14 protein-coding genes are annotated in these 15,122 nt (G+C 59.9%); 10 read left to right on the forward strand and 4 right to left on the reverse strand.

Translation table 11 applies throughout. The features are described from left to right. Window positions 1–47 precede the first annotated feature (47 nt). On the reverse strand, window positions 48–1,211 hold the full coding sequence (locus ASG35_RS24320) for a TIGR03364 family FAD-dependent oxidoreductase (protein WP_056363632.1): 1,164 nt from the start codon (window positions 1,209–1,211) through the stop codon (window positions 48–50). Between the two features lie 95 nt (window positions 1,212–1,306). Here ASG35_RS24320 and ASG35_RS24325 point away from each other — a divergent pair, with 95 nt between their 5' ends. Then, window positions 1,307–2,062 (forward strand): DeoR/GlpR family DNA-binding transcription regulator, encoded by a 756-nt coding sequence (locus ASG35_RS24325; protein WP_056363634.1) that lies wholly within the window; start codon window positions 1,307–1,309, stop codon window positions 2,060–2,062. 18 nt (window positions 2,063–2,080) lie between these two features. Here ASG35_RS24325 and ASG35_RS24330 read toward each other — a convergent pair whose 3' ends face one another. Further along, window positions 2,081–3,196 (reverse strand): 2-aminoethylphosphonate--pyruvate transaminase, encoded by a 1,116-nt coding sequence (locus ASG35_RS24330; protein WP_056363894.1) that lies wholly within the window; start codon window positions 3,194–3,196, stop codon window positions 2,081–2,083. Between the two features lie 253 nt (window positions 3,197–3,449). On the opposite strand from ASG35_RS24330, the gene phnS reads away from it, so the two are divergent. The 8 genes from phnS (at window position 3,450) to ASG35_RS24370 (ending at window position 13,524) form a co-directional block, all read left to right on the forward strand. Then, complete coding sequence (gene phnS / locus ASG35_RS24335; protein ID WP_056363636.1) at window positions 3,450–4,526, forward strand: 2-aminoethylphosphonate ABC transporter substrate-binding protein; 1,077 nt, start codon at window positions 3,450–3,452, stop codon at window positions 4,524–4,526. A gap of 51 nt (window positions 4,527–4,577) precedes the next feature. Beyond that, window positions 4,578–5,666, forward strand: a complete 1,089-nt coding sequence (phnT, locus tag ASG35_RS24340; RefSeq protein ID WP_442854861.1) for a 2-aminoethylphosphonate ABC transport system ATP-binding subunit PhnT — start codon at window positions 4,578–4,580, stop codon at window positions 5,664–5,666. Then, window positions 5,644–6,543, forward strand: coding sequence for a 2-aminoethylphosphonate ABC transporter permease subunit (locus ASG35_RS24345; protein WP_056363638.1), 900 nt, complete (start codon window positions 5,644–5,646; stop codon window positions 6,541–6,543). The genes phnT and ASG35_RS24345 overlap by 23 nt, the downstream gene beginning before the upstream one ends. Continuing rightward, window positions 6,533–7,372, forward strand: a complete 840-nt coding sequence (phnV, locus tag ASG35_RS24350) for a 2-aminoethylphosphonate ABC transport system, membrane component PhnV (RefSeq protein ID WP_056363640.1) — start codon at window positions 6,533–6,535, stop codon at window positions 7,370–7,372. The genes ASG35_RS24345 and phnV overlap by 11 nt, the downstream gene beginning before the upstream one ends. 143 nt (window positions 7,373–7,515) lie before the next feature. Beyond that, window positions 7,516–8,784 (forward strand): phosphonoacetate hydrolase, encoded by a 1,269-nt coding sequence (gene phnA / locus ASG35_RS24355; RefSeq protein ID WP_056363642.1) that lies wholly within the window; start codon window positions 7,516–7,518, stop codon window positions 8,782–8,784. Further along, entirely contained in the window at window positions 8,781–10,235 is a 1,455-nt protein-coding gene (gene phnY / locus ASG35_RS24360) for a phosphonoacetaldehyde dehydrogenase (protein ID WP_056363644.1), read from the forward strand. Before phnA ends, phnY begins: the two co-directional genes overlap by 4 nt. 1 nt (window position 10,236) lies before the next feature. Continuing rightward, window positions 10,237–10,830, forward strand: a complete 594-nt coding sequence (locus ASG35_RS24365) for a phosphonate degradation HD-domain oxygenase (protein WP_056363646.1) — start codon at window positions 10,237–10,239, stop codon at window positions 10,828–10,830. Between the two features lie 237 nt (window positions 10,831–11,067). Then, window positions 11,068–13,524, forward strand: coding sequence for a glycogen/starch/alpha-glucan phosphorylase (locus ASG35_RS24370; RefSeq protein ID WP_056363898.1), 2,457 nt, complete (start codon window positions 11,068–11,070; stop codon window positions 13,522–13,524). A gap of 102 nt (window positions 13,525–13,626) precedes the next feature. Here the strand turns inward: ASG35_RS24370 and ASG35_RS24375 are convergent, their stop codons facing one another. Both ASG35_RS24375 and ASG35_RS24380 read right to left on the reverse strand, forming a co-directional pair. Continuing rightward, complete coding sequence (locus tag ASG35_RS24375) at window positions 13,627–13,986, reverse strand: hypothetical protein (RefSeq protein WP_235527694.1); 360 nt, start codon at window positions 13,984–13,986, stop codon at window positions 13,627–13,629. Between the two features lie 106 nt (window positions 13,987–14,092). After that, on the reverse strand, window positions 14,093–14,521 hold the full coding sequence (locus ASG35_RS24380; protein WP_056363650.1) for a DUF6232 family protein: 429 nt from the start codon (window positions 14,519–14,521) through the stop codon (window positions 14,093–14,095). A gap of 205 nt (window positions 14,522–14,726) precedes the next feature. Between ASG35_RS24380 and ASG35_RS24385 the strand changes: the two genes are divergently transcribed. Next, window positions 14,727–15,122: a VOC family protein gene (locus ASG35_RS24385; protein ID WP_235527697.1), complete on the forward strand. Its 396-nt coding sequence runs from the start codon at window positions 14,727–14,729 to the stop codon at window positions 15,120–15,122.

A 15,122-nucleotide genomic window follows, 5' to 3' on the forward strand; every position in this document is an offset into this window, starting at 1 on the left:
CATTTTCTTGCCGCTCAATCGATAACTCCCTGCCCTGCGACAAGACGTCACACGCCGGGCAATGTAGTTCCATCGATCAAATGACTCGCCACGCGCTCGCCCAGCGCCGGCCCGACGCTCATTCCCACTCCGCTGTGCATGAATACGCCCGTGACGTTGGGCGCTGTCCGCAGCACGGAAAACGGTGCATCCGACGTGCCGGTGCGCGCGCCGTAGACGCCTTGCCATCGTTCGATCACGTCGAGCTTGCCGCCGATCGTGCTTTCGGCCAGCCCGAGCAGCATTTCGTCGATACCAGCCGCGTTGAACGGCGACGGATCATCGCCGTAATCATGCGAATCGCCGATGATCAGGTCGCCCGCCGGCGTTGGACTCGCCAGTAAATGGATGCCATGTTCGAGCAGCGCGGGTTCGAGCGCCGCGACTTCTTCATGCAGCGCGGCCGCTTCGGGGAGATCCGAAAATGCGCCGTAATGCAGGCAACTCAGGCCGGTCAGCACCGCGTGATCGAGCGCGAATGGTTCGGCCGGCTTCACGCGCAGCATCTGCAAACGGCAGACACGCGGTTCGATTGCGGCGAGTTCCGGCGCGAGCAGCGACAGATAATCGTGCCCGGCGCACACGACCACTTGTTCGGCGCGCCACTCGCCTGCGGTCGTATCGATAATCCCGCCATCGATATTGCGCACCAAGGTTCCGAAGCGAAAATCCACGCTATGCGCGCGCCGCAAATAGTCGATCAACGCTGGCACCGCCTCGCGCGAAAAAACTTGCAGGTCGGCGCGTCCGTGCATCGCAGCGTGATGTTTGCTGAAGCGGCCATCGTAGAGATCGTTCAGCGCGGCGCGTGACAGCATGGCCGCGTCATAACCTGACTCGCGGGCGCGCGTCTCGGCGAATGCCTCCATGACGCGCGCTTCCGCCGGGCTTCGGGCAAACATCAGCGAGCCGGAACGGCGCATATGCAAGCCGGCATCGCGCGCCCAGCCAAGCCATATTTCCCTGGATTCGCGAGCGAGCGCATGCATTGCGCCCGGTGGCTGGCCGGTGACCAGCACCATGCCGAAGTTGCGGATTGACGCGCCAGTCGGGCTGCCGCTGCGCTCGAAAACCGTCACGCGCAAGCCGCGCCGGGCGAACGCGTGGGCGTGCGCCAAGCCAAGAATGCCGGCGCCGATGATGGCTACATCTGTGTGAGGGGTTGTCGTCATTAGGGTTTATCGAGGCGTTCGGCGTACTACAATACGCGCGGTTTCATGTCTTTTAACCGATGTCCATTTCATTGCCGGCCTGTCCGGTCGCCCCGATGCTCGCCGAACAACGCCACCAATACATCTTGTCCGAGTTGTCGAAGAACGGCGCGTTGTCGGTCGCCGAACTCGTGCGCGCGCTCGACGTATCGCGTGAAACGATTCGCCGCGATCTCAACGCACTTGCGGAACGCGGTCTGATCGCGACCACACATGGCGGTGCATTGTCGAACGACCGGCGCGAGCCGGACCTCGACGTGCGCGAGGCGGCGAACGCATCGGCCAAGCGCGCAATAGGCGAGCGCGCCGCGCAATTCGTGCCCGACGGCGCGTCGGTGATCATCGATTCGGGCAGCACCACGCAAGCCGTGGCGCGCGCGCTCGGCGACCGGCATCGCCTGACGGTCTACACCAATGACTGGCGCATCGCGCTGCTGCTCGGCCGGCGCAACGACAACAAGGTCACGCTGCTCGGCGGCGAACTCTCGGACAACGAGGACGCTACGTTCGGGCTCGACACCGTGCAGCAACTTTCGCAATATCACGTGGATTTCGCGTTCGTGGGCGCGGGCGCGATCACGTCCGACGGCTACCTGACCGACTATTCGCGGCTTGCCGCCGAAGTGCGCAGCAGGATGATCGTGGCGGCGAGCGTCGCCGCCATCGTTGCGGATCATTCGAAGTTCGGCCACGTCACGCCGGTCCGCATTCGCGATTTCGAGAAAGCGCGGTATTTGATCACCGAACTCGCGCCCGATAAAGCGTTGCGAAAGGCCATTGCCGCGCGCGGGCCGGAACTGGTCATCGCCTGACTGCATCGCAGGCATGCGTTACGCCGCGAGCCGCACTTGCAAAGTGTTCAGCGCGCGGCCGATCGCAGCCACCGCGTTATGCATTTCGTTGGCATCGATAGCGCCAATACACCCCACGCGAAACGTCTCCACTTCTGTCAGCTTGCCCGGATAAAGCACGTAACCCGCGTCGCGCACGGCTTCGTAAAAGCGCTTGAAATCGTAGGCCGGATCGCGCGGCGCATGGAACGTGACGATCACGGGCGCCTGCACCGAAGCATCCAGGAAAGGCGTAAATCCGAGCGTTGCCATGCCGTCGATCAACGCCGCGCAATTGCGGCGGTATCGTGCACCACGCGCTGCCTGACCGCCTTCCAGCGTGAACTGATCGAGCGCCGCGCGCAACGCGGCGACCACGTGCGTAGGCGGCGTGAAGCGCCATTGCGTGGTCTTTTGCATGTACGCGTATTGATCGAAGAGATCGAGTGCGAGCGAACGCGAAATGCCTTCCGATGCTTCCAGCAAGCTCTTTCGCACGATCACGAAGCCCATTCCCGGCACGCCTTCGAGACATTTTCCGCTCGCCGAGATCACCGCGTCGATACCACTTTTCGATACATCGATGGGCAACGCGCCGAATGAGCTCATTGCATCGACGATCAGGCGCTTGTCAAACCGAGCGCACGACGCGGCGATGTCATCGAGCGGATTGAGCAATCCCGCGCTCGTTTCCAGATGCACTTGCGCCACGTGCGTGATGCGCGGCTCGCGCAGGAACATTTCTTCGATACGCGCAACGCTTGCCGCCTCGTCGTCGCGCAATTTCAGTTCGATCGCCGATACCCCGAGCCGCTCGAGGATCTTCAGCAAACGCGCGCAGTACGCGCCGTTGTTCGGCACCAGCACGACTGCATTGCGCGGCACGAGCGAGCCGAGCGCGGCTTCGACCGAAAACGTGCCGCTTCCCTGCATGGGCACGCATACAAAATCTTTTTGACCGGAGACGATAGCGAGAAGGTCGCGGCATATTGAATGTGTCATCTGGTTGAAAGCCGCATCCCATGATCCCCAGTCCCGCAGCATTGCCTGACGTGTAGCCGGCGACGTGGTCAGTGGGCCGGGCGTCAGCAAAATCGGGTCACTTCCGTTGATCACGTTCTTCTCCCTTTCAGAATTCTGGTCAGAGGGAAAATAGTTTAAGCCGAATTTTGGCGAAATGTGTTCTTTGTTGTAGAAATGTGGCATCGTCATAGCGCTGTCATGAAGTTCTGTGATGCTTCGATCCGGCTGCTGGTAGTCAGGAATCGACCTCCGCGCCACTGAATCATCGGATGCAAGCGGCCGCAGAAAAACCCGCGCGTCCACCCTCACGCCACCTGGTTATTTTGCCTTCCGGAGAACTTGCAACATGACAAAAAATCGCTTTTCCGCACCTCGTCTTGCTATCAGTGTTGCCGTGACCGCCTTCATGAGCATGCTGAGCGTGCAGGCACATGCCGCCGATGCAGTCGTGCTCTACACGGCCGACGGCCTGGAAAACCTGTACAAGGACGTTCTGCCTGCCTTCGAGAAAAAGGAAGGCGTGAAGGTGAATATCGTCACGGCGGGTAGCGGGGAAGTGGTGAACCGGGCGCAAGTGGAAAAGGATTCGCCGAAGGCGGACGTGCTCGTGACGCTGCCGCCGTTCATCCAGCAGGCATCGCAGAGCGGTTTGCTGCAGCCGTATCAAAGCGTGAACTACACGAACGTGCCGGCGATCGCGAAGGCATCGGATGGCGCGTGGGCGACCTTCGTGAACAACTATTTCTCGTTCGCGATCAACCCGGAAATCACGAAGACCGTACCGAAGACATTTGGCGATTTGTTGCATCCGGACTTCGGCGGCAAGATCGCTTATTCGAATCCCGCGACCGCCGGCGACGGCATGGCCGTGATCATTCTGACAAGCGCGCTGATGGGCGAGGACAAAGCCTTCGACTACCTGAAGGATCTCGAGAAGAGCGCGAAATTCCATACGAAGGGCACGGGTTATCTCGACGTTTTGCTCTCGCGCAACGAGATCTCGTTCGCGAACGGCGACTTGCAGATGGACCTCGATGACGCCACCAATGGCGGGCTTTCGCTCAAGCCGATCTTCCTTTCCGCGAAAGCCGGCGAAGCGCCGACCACGTTCCAGCTTCCCTACGCAATCGGTCTCATCAAGGGCGGACCGAATCAGGCCGAAGGCAAGAAACTGGTGGACTACCTGATGTCGAAGGAAGTGCAGGCGAAGGTGCCGGACATCTACGGCATTCCGGGCCGCACCGACGTTCCGCTGGCCGGCAAGAATGGCGAAGCAGTGAAGCAGGCTATTGCAGGCGTGAAGCTGATTCCGGTGGACTGGAATCAGGTCATGGACAAGAAAGCCGCATGGACCACGCGCTGGAAGAACGACGTGATCGGCAATTCGGGCAAGCAGCTCGACGTGGTCAAGCCGAAGTCTTAAGCGCTTGCGTTCTTATCGAAGCCCTGAACGAAGCCCTGAAGGATGCGAACCGTGAACACTTTGACGCTGGCTCCGGCCACTCGTGAAGCCGCTGCCGCCGATTCACTGAAGCCGGCCCACGGCGGCGTGCATATCGAAGGCCTGAGCGTGCGTTTTGGCGCGCGGACGGTGCTCGACGACCTTTCTCTGACCATCGAGCGTGGCGAACTGCTGACCGTGCTCGGCCGCAGCGGTTGCGGCAAGACCACGTTGTTGCGGTTTATCGCGGGATTCGTGGAGGCGGATGGACTCGCGGGGCGGCTGACCGTGGCCGGGCGCGACCTCACGCACGTGCCGCCGTTCAAGCGCAACCTTGGGCTTCTGTTTCAAAGCTATGCGCTGTTCCCGCATCTTTCAGTGTTCGATAACGTCGCGTTCGGCTTGCGGGCGCGGCGTCTGAAAGCCGGTGAGATTGCGCGGCGCGTGGCCGATGCGCTCAAGCTCGTGCAACTCGGCGATGCCGGTCATGTGATGCCCGCGCAGCTTTCGGGCGGCATGCAGCAACGTGTGGCCCTGGCGCGCGCGCTGGTGATCGAGCCCGACGTATTGCTGCTCGATGAACCCCTTTCCGCACTCGATGCCAACCTGCGTGCGTCGGTTCGTACCGAACTCAAGGCGCTGCACGAGCGCCTGCCGAACCTGACCATAGTCTGCGTCACGCACGATCAGGACGATGCCCTCGTGCTCTCCGATCGCACGCTGCTGATGCGCGACGGCCGGATTGCGCAACTCGGCACGCCGCGCGAACTCTACGACAACCCGAAGGACGCATTCGTCGCGCGTTACCTCGGCGCGGCAAATCTGTTGCCGCCATCGATCATGTTTCCTATTGGCGACGCACGGCACGACGAACGCGACAAGCTCGCGTGCATCCGTCCCGAATGTTTGTCGATAGGGCAGCTCGGCAGCGCGCAATTGCACGGCACGATTGCTTCGGTGGAATGGTATGGCGCGGCGTTGTCGGTTTCGGTAATGCTCGATGCATTGCCCGGCCAGCCCGTGCTCGTCACCATGCAACGCTCGCATGGTCCAATGCCCGAGAAAGGCGCGCGTGTTTCCCTACGCCACGAGGTTGACGATGTCGTCCTTATCAGCGAGTGAACATGTCATTGACGACCGCGCGCACACGGTTGCAAAACGCCGTCGCGAACGGCGTGCGCAGTGGCAGCTCTGGTTCATTCTGGTGGTCGTGCTCGGACCGCTGGTGATTTATCCGCTCGTGCAATTGTTGTGGTTGAGCGTGACCGGCAAGCATGGCTTGAGCTTGCAGGCGTACTCAGCGTTCTTCACCAATCCCGAAACCAGCGGCGTAATCGGCACTACGCTTGGCATCCTTTTCGCGAGTGCAACGCTCGCGTCGTTGCTCGGTGTTTTGCTTGCGTCGATGCTATTTTTCAAGCCCTTCCCGGGCGCCAAACTCGTTACGCGTTTCCTCGAATTGTTCGTCGCATTTCCTTCGTTCCTGGTCGCGTTCACGCTGATCTTTTTGTATGGATCGCAGGGGTCGGTGAGCATCGGTTTGCAGCGCTTGTTCAACTTGCAGAATCCGCCGCTCGACTTTCTGTTTGGCATCGGCGGCGTGATTCTGGCGGAGGTCGTGTTCTACGCGCCGTTCGTCGTGCGGCCGACGCTTGCTTCATTTGCAACACTCGACATGCGTTTGATCGAAGCCGCGAAGAGCCTCGGCGCGAACGGCTGGATGGTCGCGTTCAAGGTCATTCTGCCGCTTGCATGGCCGGGTATCGCGGCAGGAACCATCTTGTGTTTTTTGCTGACGCTCAACGAATTCGGCATCTTGCTCGTCCTTGGGAGCGCGCATCTGATCACATTGCCAATGGCAATCTACAGCTCCGCCACAGTCGACCTCGATCTGCCGACAGCAGCGGCCGGCGCGGTTGTCATGCTGGCGATGTCGCTCTCGTTGTACGCGCTCTACAGACGCGTGAACCGGCGCACGGGAGGCCGCAATGGCAACTGAGTTTTCGCTGCCTGTCAGCACTTCGAAGCCGTTCACGCTGAAGCGGATCGGTGCATGGATCTTCACCTGCCTCGCCGCGCTTTTATGCTTCTGGTTGTTTGTTCTGCCCGTGATCGTGGTCGCGCTTTCGAGCGTTGCGTCGCATTGGTCGGGAACGATTCTCCCCGATGGCTTCAGCATGCGCTGGTTCGAACGCCTGGGTTCAAGTGACTTCGACGCGCTGACAACAAGCCTTGAAGTCGGTTTCGGCGTGGCGGTATTGGGCACGGTTCTGGGTCTCTGGCTGGCGCTCGCACTCGAAGGGCGGGACCACCGCGGCGTGGGCGCATGGGTCGATACGATCGCGATGATGCCCAACGGCGTGCCGAGCGTCGTGCTCGGACTGGCTGTGCTGATCGCGTATCACAAGAAGCCGCTGGATATTTCGGGCTCGGCGGCAATCGTGGTGCTGGTGCAACTGGCGCTGGTGCTGCCGTTTTGTTATCGATGCGCAGCCGCCGCGCTGCGTCCCGAACTCACGATCTTGCGCGAAGCCGCGGCGAGCCTCGGCGCGCCGCCTTCCATGGTCCTTTCACGCGTTGTCCTGCCGCAGCTCGTGCCCGCAATACGCGCGAGCCTCGCGCTTGGATTTGCGCTCTCGCTGGGTGAACTCGGCGCGACGCTGACCGTTTATCCGCCGGGATTTGCAACGGTTCCCATTGTTGTCGTCGGCCAGGTGAATCGCGGTTATTACTTGCCGGCGTCGGCGCTCTCGTTGATCTTGCTGGCCGTATCGCTTGCTGCGCTTTTGTTGATTGCAGCGAAGGTTCCTCGCCGGCGTATCGCCTGATTCAAGCTTTTTCCTGATGTATATCCCGCTTCAACGGGATATTTTCTCACGCCGAAAAATGTGGCAAATATTGGCGTTGTAAGTCAAAATATGGTGATCGCGCCAATTTAAAAAGTGCCGGTTCACGCTCGAAAAGGAACGTCATGTCCATCTCCACTGAAACGTCTGTCGAAGTCAATGGCCGCGCCTACGGTCCGGCACGCGCGCTGACGGTTGTCGTTTGCGTCGACGGTTGCGAGTTCGACTATCTCGAAGCGGCGGTCGCCGCCGGCGTGGCGCCGTTTATCGGAACAATGCTCGACGGCGGCTCCGCCTTTCGCGCTGATTGCGTGATTCCGTCGTTCACGAACCCGAACAACTTGTCTATCGTGACGGGCGTGCCGCCTTCCGTGCACGGCATCTGCGGCAACTACTTCTTCGATCCGGATGCAAACGGCGGCAAGGGCGCCGAGGTCATGATGAACGACCCGGCGTACCTTCGCGCAGGAACAATCCTCGCGGCCGCGGCGCAACGCGGCGACAAGGTCGCGGTGGTCACGGCGAAAGACAAGCTCAGGCGTTTGCTCGGATGGCAACTCGACGGCATATGTTTCTCTGCCGAAAAAGCCGATGCCGCCACGCTCGCGGAAAACGGCATCGACAACGTGCTGGAACTCGTCGGCAAACCCGTTCCCGACGTTTACAGCGCAGGGCTTTCCGAGTTCGTCTTCGCGGCCGGCGTACGGCTTGCAGAGACGCGCGAGATCGACCTGATGTATCTCTCGACGACCGATTACGTGCAGCACAAATTCGCGCCGGGCACGGACGGCGCAAACGCGTTCTACGCCATGATGGACGGCTACCTCGCGCGGTTGAACGCGCTTGGCGCGGTGATTGGGCTTACCGCCGACCACGGCATGAACGCCAAGCACGATCCGGCAACGGGCGAACCCAACGTCGTGTATCTGCAGGACTGGCTGGATGAAACGCTCGACATTCCCAACGCACGCGTGATCCTTCCAATCACCGATCCCTACGTGGTTCATCACGGCGCGCTCGGTTCGTTCGCGACCATCTACCTGCCTCGTTCCGCCGATGCAAAAGCGCTGGCGAAGCGCATTGCCGAATTGCCGGGCGTGGATATCGTGCTCGATAACGCGGCGGCGTGCGAGCGGTTCGAACTGCCGAACGATCGCGTGGGCGATCTCGTGGTCGTGAGCGCGCGCAACACGGCGCTCGGCACGCGTCGCGCGGATCACGATCTTTCAGGGCTTACGGTGCCGCTGCGCTCGCATGGCGGCGTGTCCGAGCAGGAAGTGCCGTTGCTGTTCAATCGAAAAACGGATGGTTTCGAGTCGAAGCGCGATGGCAAGCGGCTGCGCAACTTCGATGTATTCAGCATTGCGCTCAACCATCTGGTGCTGGAATCATGAGCGCCGTTCTTGCGGTCGAACAGCACGCGCTGCGGGTAGAGAAACTGCGCCTGAAGGGTGAACGTGCAGCACGTACGCGTAACCTGGATGTCTTCGATCCCTACACGAATACGCGCGTGGGCACGGTGCCAATGGCGAGTATCGACGACGTGCGCGATGCCTTCGAGTACGCCGCGAACTATCGTGCGACGCTCACGCGCTACGAGCGCTCGCAGATTCTCGAGCGTGCCGCGGCGATCATGCGTGAGCGCACGGAGGAAGCATCGGATCTGATTTCGCTGGAGTCGGGGTTATCGAAACAGGACTCGCGATACGAAATCGGCCGTGTCGCCGACGTGCTGAAATTCGCTTCGATGGAAGCCTTGCGCGACGACGGCCAAAGCTTCTCGTGCGATCTAACACCCCATGGCAAGGCACGCCGCGTGTTTTCGCAACGCGAACCGCTTGCGGGCGTTATCGTCGCGATCACACCGTTCAACCATCCGATGAACCAAGTCGCGCACAAGATCGCGCCCGCGATTGCGACGAACAATCGCGTGATCCTGAAGCCTTCGGAGAAGGTGCCGTTGTCGGCGTATTTCTTCGCCGATGTGCTGTACGAAGCCGGTTTGCCCGCGCAGATGCTGCAGGTCCTGACCGGCGATCCGCGCGAGATCGCCAATGAACTCGTCACGCACCGGCACGCGGAACTGGTCACTTTTACTGGCGGCGTGGCGATTGGCAAAGCGATCGCCGCCAAGGCGGGGTATCGGCGTGTGGTGCTCGAACTCGGCGGCAACGATCCGCTGATCGTGCTCGACGACGCCGATGTCGAACGCGCCGCGACGCTCGCCGTGCAGGGTTCATACAAGAACTCCGGCCAGCGATGCACGGCAGTCAAACGCATGCTGGTGCAAAAGGGAATTGCCGCGCGCTTCACCGAACTCGTGCTCGAAAAAACGCGTGCATGGAGCTACGGCGATCCCTTCGATACCGCCAACCAGATGGGCACGGTGATCGACGCCGCCGCCGCGGAATCGTTCGAGACGCGCGTCAATGAAGCTGTTCGACAAGGCGCGCGCCTGCTCTGCGGCAACCGCCGCAATGGCGCGTTGTACTCGCCGACCGTGCTTGATCGCGTCGATCCGTCCATGACGCTGGTGCGCGAGGAAACCTTCGGGCCGGTCTCGCCGATCATCGAATTCGATACCATCGACGACGCCATTCGCATCAGCAACGGCACCGCATTTGGTTTGTCGTCCGGGGTATGTACCGATCGCGCGGATCTCATCACGCGTTTCGTGAACGAGTTGCGCGTGGGCACGGTCAACGTGTGGGAAGTGCCGGGTTATCGCATAGAACTGACACCTTTCGGCGGTATAAAAGACTCGGGCCTCGGCTACAAGGAAGGCGTCCAGGAAGCCATGAAAAGCTTCACGAGCCTCAAGACCTTTTCACTCCCATGGGAATAACATGGCGCTGACACTGCCGGATATCCGACATCTTTTCGATACTTACGGCTCGATGGCGTACAGCGGCGAACCCGTGACGCAACTACAGCACGCCTTGCAGAGCGCGGCGCTGGCGGAAGACGCGGGCGCAGATGAAGCGCTGGTCGGTGCAGCTTTCCTGCACGATCTCGGTCACTTGTTGAACCTGCAGGGCGAAACACCGACCGCGCGCGGTATCGACGACATGCATCAGTATTTCGCGTTGCCGTTTCTGCGGCCGCTTTTCAGCGACGCCGTGCTCGAACCCATTCGTCTTCATGTCGATGCAAAGCGCTGTTTGTGCTCCATTGATGCGGAATATTTCTCGACGCTCTCGGCCGATTCCGTGCGCAGCCTGAAGCTGCAAGGCGGAATTTTCAGCGACAGAGAAGCGGAAGAATTCCTGCGCAAACCGTTCGCGCAAGACGCGCTTTCCTTGCGCCGCTGGGACGATCTCGCGAAGCAACCTGAGCGCAATACACCTTCGCTCGACCACTATATCAAGCTGATCGAAAGGCTTTCCGGACGTCATTTCGCGACGAAGCAAGCCGTGCAATCACTCAGGAAGCCGAACTAAAAGCAGAGGCGCTGAGGTCGCGGATTTTTATTCCGGAATGACGGAAATGCGACAAACATTCGAACTCACCCAAGCTGTCGCGCATATTCCACGCCTGCCCTGACGCGTCGCACAGGCATTACCAAAAAAATAAAAATAGCGTAATCTGCCTGTTCCCACGGCCCGTCCCGCTTGGGTGTGGCCGACGCAGGCTATGTGCCCGAGGGCTTTGTGCATGAATGCTTTCTGGAGAGTTCGATGACATCCGTCGACCTGGAGTTCGAACAACTCAACAGCACCGTCGATGCGCTCAGGCGCTCCATTTCAAACCGGCTCATGTACGGCGTCGGTAAAGATGCCGTCACCGCCCAGCCGCGAGACTGGCTGCATGCGGTGGAACTGGCGGTCCGCGACCGGCTGGTCGCCCGCTGGATGAAAACCACGCGGCAGCAATACGAGCAAGACGTCAAGCGTGTTTATTACCTGTCGATGGAGTTTTTGATCGGCCGGACCTTCACCAACGCGCTGCTTGCGCTTGGCATTCACGAGGAAGTCCGTGAAGCGCTTGACGGCCTCGGCGTGGATATCAACACCCTCGAAAACCTCGAGCCCGATGCCGCGCTTGGCAACGGCGGCCTCGGGCGCCTTGCGGCCTGTTTCCTCGATTCCATGGCGACCGTGGGCATTCCGGGTTTTGGCTACGGAATCCGCTATGAATACGGCATGTTCAGGCAGACCATCGTGGACGGCAATCAGGTCGAAACGCCCGATTACTGGCTGCGCGCGGGCAACCCGTGGGAATTCCCGCGGCCGGAAGTGAACTACGTGATTCATTTCGGCGGGCGCACCGTTCGTCACGAAGATCGCACCGAATGGATCGATACGGAACACGTGAACGCCATGGCGTACGACACCGTGATCCCGGGTTTTGCCACGACCGCGACCAACACGTTGCGCCTCTGGTCCGCGCGCGCGACCGACGAATTCGATCTTTCCGCGTTCAACCAGGGCGATTACCGTCGTTCTGTCGAAGCAAAAAATACCTCGGAACACGTGTCCCGTCTGCTTTATCCGGACGACTCCACGCAAGCCGGACGCGAATTGCGTTTGCGGCAGGAATACTTCTTTGTGTCGGCGACCATGCAGGACCTGATCCGCCGATATCAACGCACGCACACGCATTTCGGGCGGCTTGCAGAGAAGGTCGCGGTGCATCTGAACGACACCCATCCGGTGCTCGCGATTCCCGAGTTGATGCGCCTGCTCGTGGACACGCATCATCTGCCGTGGGACAAGGCGTGGAAACTCGTGCAACAGATGTTCTCGTACACGAATCACACGCTCATGCCCGAAGCGCTCGAAACGTGGGACGTGGAGATGTTGTCGCGTTTGTTGCCGCGTCACCTTGAAATCATCTTCGACATCAACGCGGATTTCCTCAAGCAAGTAGGCGAGAAGTTTGGCCGCGACATGGAGTTGATCCGCCGCATTTCGCTCGTGGACGAATACGGCCAGCGCCGCGTGCGCATGGCGCATTTGGCGATTGTTGCAAGTCACACGGTGAACGGTGTGTCGAAGCTGCATTCGCAATTGATGACGCAGAATATTTTCTCGGATTTCGCGCGCATGTATCCCGATCGATTCACGAATGTGACGAACGGCATTACACCGCGGCGATGGTTGTCGCAAGCGAGTCCGAGACTCTCTTCGCTTATCGATGAACGGCTTGGACCGCGCTGGCGTACCGACCTGTTCGAACTCGCTCGCTTGCGCGAATGGCGCGACGATCCGGAGTTCATGGCGGCTTTCCACGAAGCGAAGTTCGCTAGCAAGGTGCGGCTCGCCGCGCGCGCGAAGCTTGAAACGGGCGCGATCATCGACCCGAATGCGCTGTTCGATCTCCAGGTCAAGCGCATTCACGAGTACAAGCGGCAGTTGCTGAACATCCTGCATGTGATCGTGCGATACAACCGCATTCGCGAAGCGCCGGAGAAGGCGTGGACGCCGCGCGTGGTGATGTTTGCCGGCAAGGCGGCTTCGGCCTACAAGATGGCGAAAACCATCATCAAGCTGATCAACGACGTGGCAGAGGTCGTCAATAATGATCCGCTGATTGGTGACCGGTTGAAGGTCGGGTTCATTCCGAACTATGGGGTGAGTGTTGCCGAGCTGATCATTCCGGCGGCGGATCTGTCGCAACAAATATCGATGGCCGGCACCGAAGCGTCGGGCACTGGCAACATGAAGCTTGCGTTGAACGGTGCGCTGACTATTGGCACGCTGGATGGCGCGAACATTGAAATCTGCGATGCCGTTGGCCGCGAGAACATGTTTATTTTCGGGCATTCGACCGAGGAGATCGACGCGTTGCGTGCGACGGGTTATCGGCCGCGGCAGATCTACGAGGAGAATCCCGAACTGAAGACGGCGCTCGACCAGATCCGGCTCGGGCACTTTTCGCCGGACCAGCCGCACCGCTTCTACGACATCTTCCACACGCTCGTTGACTGGGGCGATCACTATATGGTGCTCGCCGATTTCGACAGCTTCGATCACGCGCAAGCCGAGGTCGACGCCAAGTTCCTCGACAAAGATGCGTGGACCCGAAGCGCGATTGAAAACGTCGCAGGCATGGGCATTTTCTCGTCGGACCGCACGATTGCCGAATATGCGAAGCACATCTGGCACGTGGAGCCGTTGGTGGTGAACACGTAGGCTTCTTCTCTGCGATGCGAGTTGCGCGGGCTAAGGTCCGCGCAACTTCCGCTTCCTGGCTTCGGCGCAATGCCGCAGCCGGCCTGAATCCAGTGCCTCTAATCAGCAACGCAAGCTGTAGGTCGTGGCGCGTCCAAGCGTCGCCTGCTCGAAGCGCGAAGTGATGATGCCTATCACGTCGCTCAGCGAACGCGACGGCACTTCCACATGAAGCGTAAGGCAGTCATGGCGGCGATCCGTTGCAATGACCTGCATGCGTGCTTCGCCACCCAGCGCCTTTTGCAATATGCGGCGTGGTCCGCTGGAATCGAGGCCCGGAAGGGTGACATCGAAGGCGACTACCGTATGGAGTTTGCGCGTGGCCCGTGCAATCGACTGGACCACTGACAGGGACGGGGAACGGACCGGGGAAGCTACGCTTGCCTGAACAACGCTTGCTTGAACAACGCTTGCCTGAAGCATTGGATGATGCGCCGTCTCGCGACGTGCGGTGGTTGGAACACCACCACTTTAGCGAGCGGCGCATTAACGCGGGACATCGATCAATGATGTCCGCGTAAAGAATGTATTAAAGCGGATTGATTCCTTGAACCGGTTCGGGCGAACTTTTCGCCGCGGTCTGAGCCGCAACCGCTTCGCGCACGAGCGTTGCCACGCGTTGCGCGAACTCCTCGTCTTTTGTAGTGAACACCTCACGCTCGCCGTCCGGCACCGTCACGTACATCCGATAAATCACGTCCTGCGTGATCCACGACAGATATCCGACCACCGCGATCATGATGCCGAGCACCAGCGCCGGGCCCGATCCGAGAAAGCCTCCTATTACTGCAACGATCACGCCAATGACACTCACGGCGATAGGTAATGGCTTTTGTCGCGGGATCATTTTGACGGTTGCATCGCGCAGATCGCGTAGCGGATAAAGCTGGCCCGCAGCGCTCAAACCCGCGCGGGCAAAGGTGATTCCACGTTCGTTAAAGGGCAGGTCGTGTTGCATGTGGCGAAGTCTTCAGCAGAATAAAGGCGCAGATTAACAGACCGGCGGCGCTTTCATGCTCTCGCCCATTGTCGCATCGGGGTGCTTGGCGATTGCCCATGCAGGTTGTGACACAGTTACAAATGAAATTTTTTGAGTTTGCGGTTGATGTCGATTCTGAAGGTTGTCGTTCGTCGTCCAGGTGTAACCCTCACGGAGACAAGGTATGACTACGATATTGAATGAAAGCCGCGCATTCAGCGGGTTTTCGGTGCCGGACCTCGATGCAGCTAAAACTTTCTATGGCGAGACGCTCGGACTCGATGTCACGACCGGTTCCATGGGCGTTTTGGAATTGCATCTGGCGGGTGGCAATCACGTGTTGATCTACCCGAAGGCGAATCATGAGCCGGCGAGCTACACCATGCTCAACTTCCCCGTCGCGAACGTGGAACGTACCGTCGATGAACTCACTGCACGTGGCGTGCGTTTCGAAAAATACAACATGCCTCAGCTGAAGACAGATGCCAAGGGCATTTGCCGCGATCCCCGCGGTCCTGTGATTGCGTGGTTCACGGATCCTGCCGGCAACATTCTCTCGGTGCTGGAACCGGATAAATGA

This window comes from Burkholderia sp. Leaf177, assembly GCF_001424345.1.
Taxonomy (GTDB): domain Bacteria; phylum Pseudomonadota; class Gammaproteobacteria; order Burkholderiales; family Burkholderiaceae; genus Caballeronia.

Bases quoted from the DNA above. Each gene is read 5' to 3' on its own strand.
- ASG35_RS24320 (WP_056363632.1), bottom strand. From the start codon at position 1,211: ATGACGACAACCCCTCACACAGATGTAGCCATCATCGGCGCCGGCATT.
- ASG35_RS24325 (WP_056363634.1), top strand. From the start codon at position 1,307: ATGCTCGCCGAACAACGCCACCAATACATCTTGTCCGAGTTGTCGAAG.
- phnS (WP_056363636.1), top strand. From the start codon at position 3,450: ATGACAAAAAATCGCTTTTCCGCACCTCGTCTTGCTATCAGTGTTGCC.
- ASG35_RS24345 (WP_056363638.1), top strand. From the start codon at position 5,644: ATGTCGTCCTTATCAGCGAGTGAACATGTCATTGACGACCGCGCGCAC.
- phnV (WP_056363640.1), top strand. From the start codon at position 6,533: ATGGCAACTGAGTTTTCGCTGCCTGTCAGCACTTCGAAGCCGTTCACG.
- phnA (WP_056363642.1), top strand. From the start codon at position 7,516: ATGTCCATCTCCACTGAAACGTCTGTCGAAGTCAATGGCCGCGCCTAC.
- phnY (WP_056363644.1), top strand. From the start codon at position 8,781: ATGAGCGCCGTTCTTGCGGTCGAACAGCACGCGCTGCGGGTAGAGAAA.
- ASG35_RS24365 (WP_056363646.1), top strand. From the start codon at position 10,237: ATGGCGCTGACACTGCCGGATATCCGACATCTTTTCGATACTTACGGC.
- ASG35_RS24370 (WP_056363898.1), top strand. From the start codon at position 11,068: ATGACATCCGTCGACCTGGAGTTCGAACAACTCAACAGCACCGTCGAT.
- ASG35_RS24375 (WP_235527694.1), bottom strand. From the start codon at position 13,986: ATGCTTCAGGCAAGCGTTGTTCAAGCAAGCGTTGTTCAGGCAAGCGTA.
- ASG35_RS24380 (WP_056363650.1), bottom strand. From the start codon at position 14,521: ATGCAACACGACCTGCCCTTTAACGAACGTGGAATCACCTTTGCCCGC.
- ASG35_RS24385 (WP_235527697.1), top strand. From the start codon at position 14,727: ATGACTACGATATTGAATGAAAGCCGCGCATTCAGCGGGTTTTCGGTG.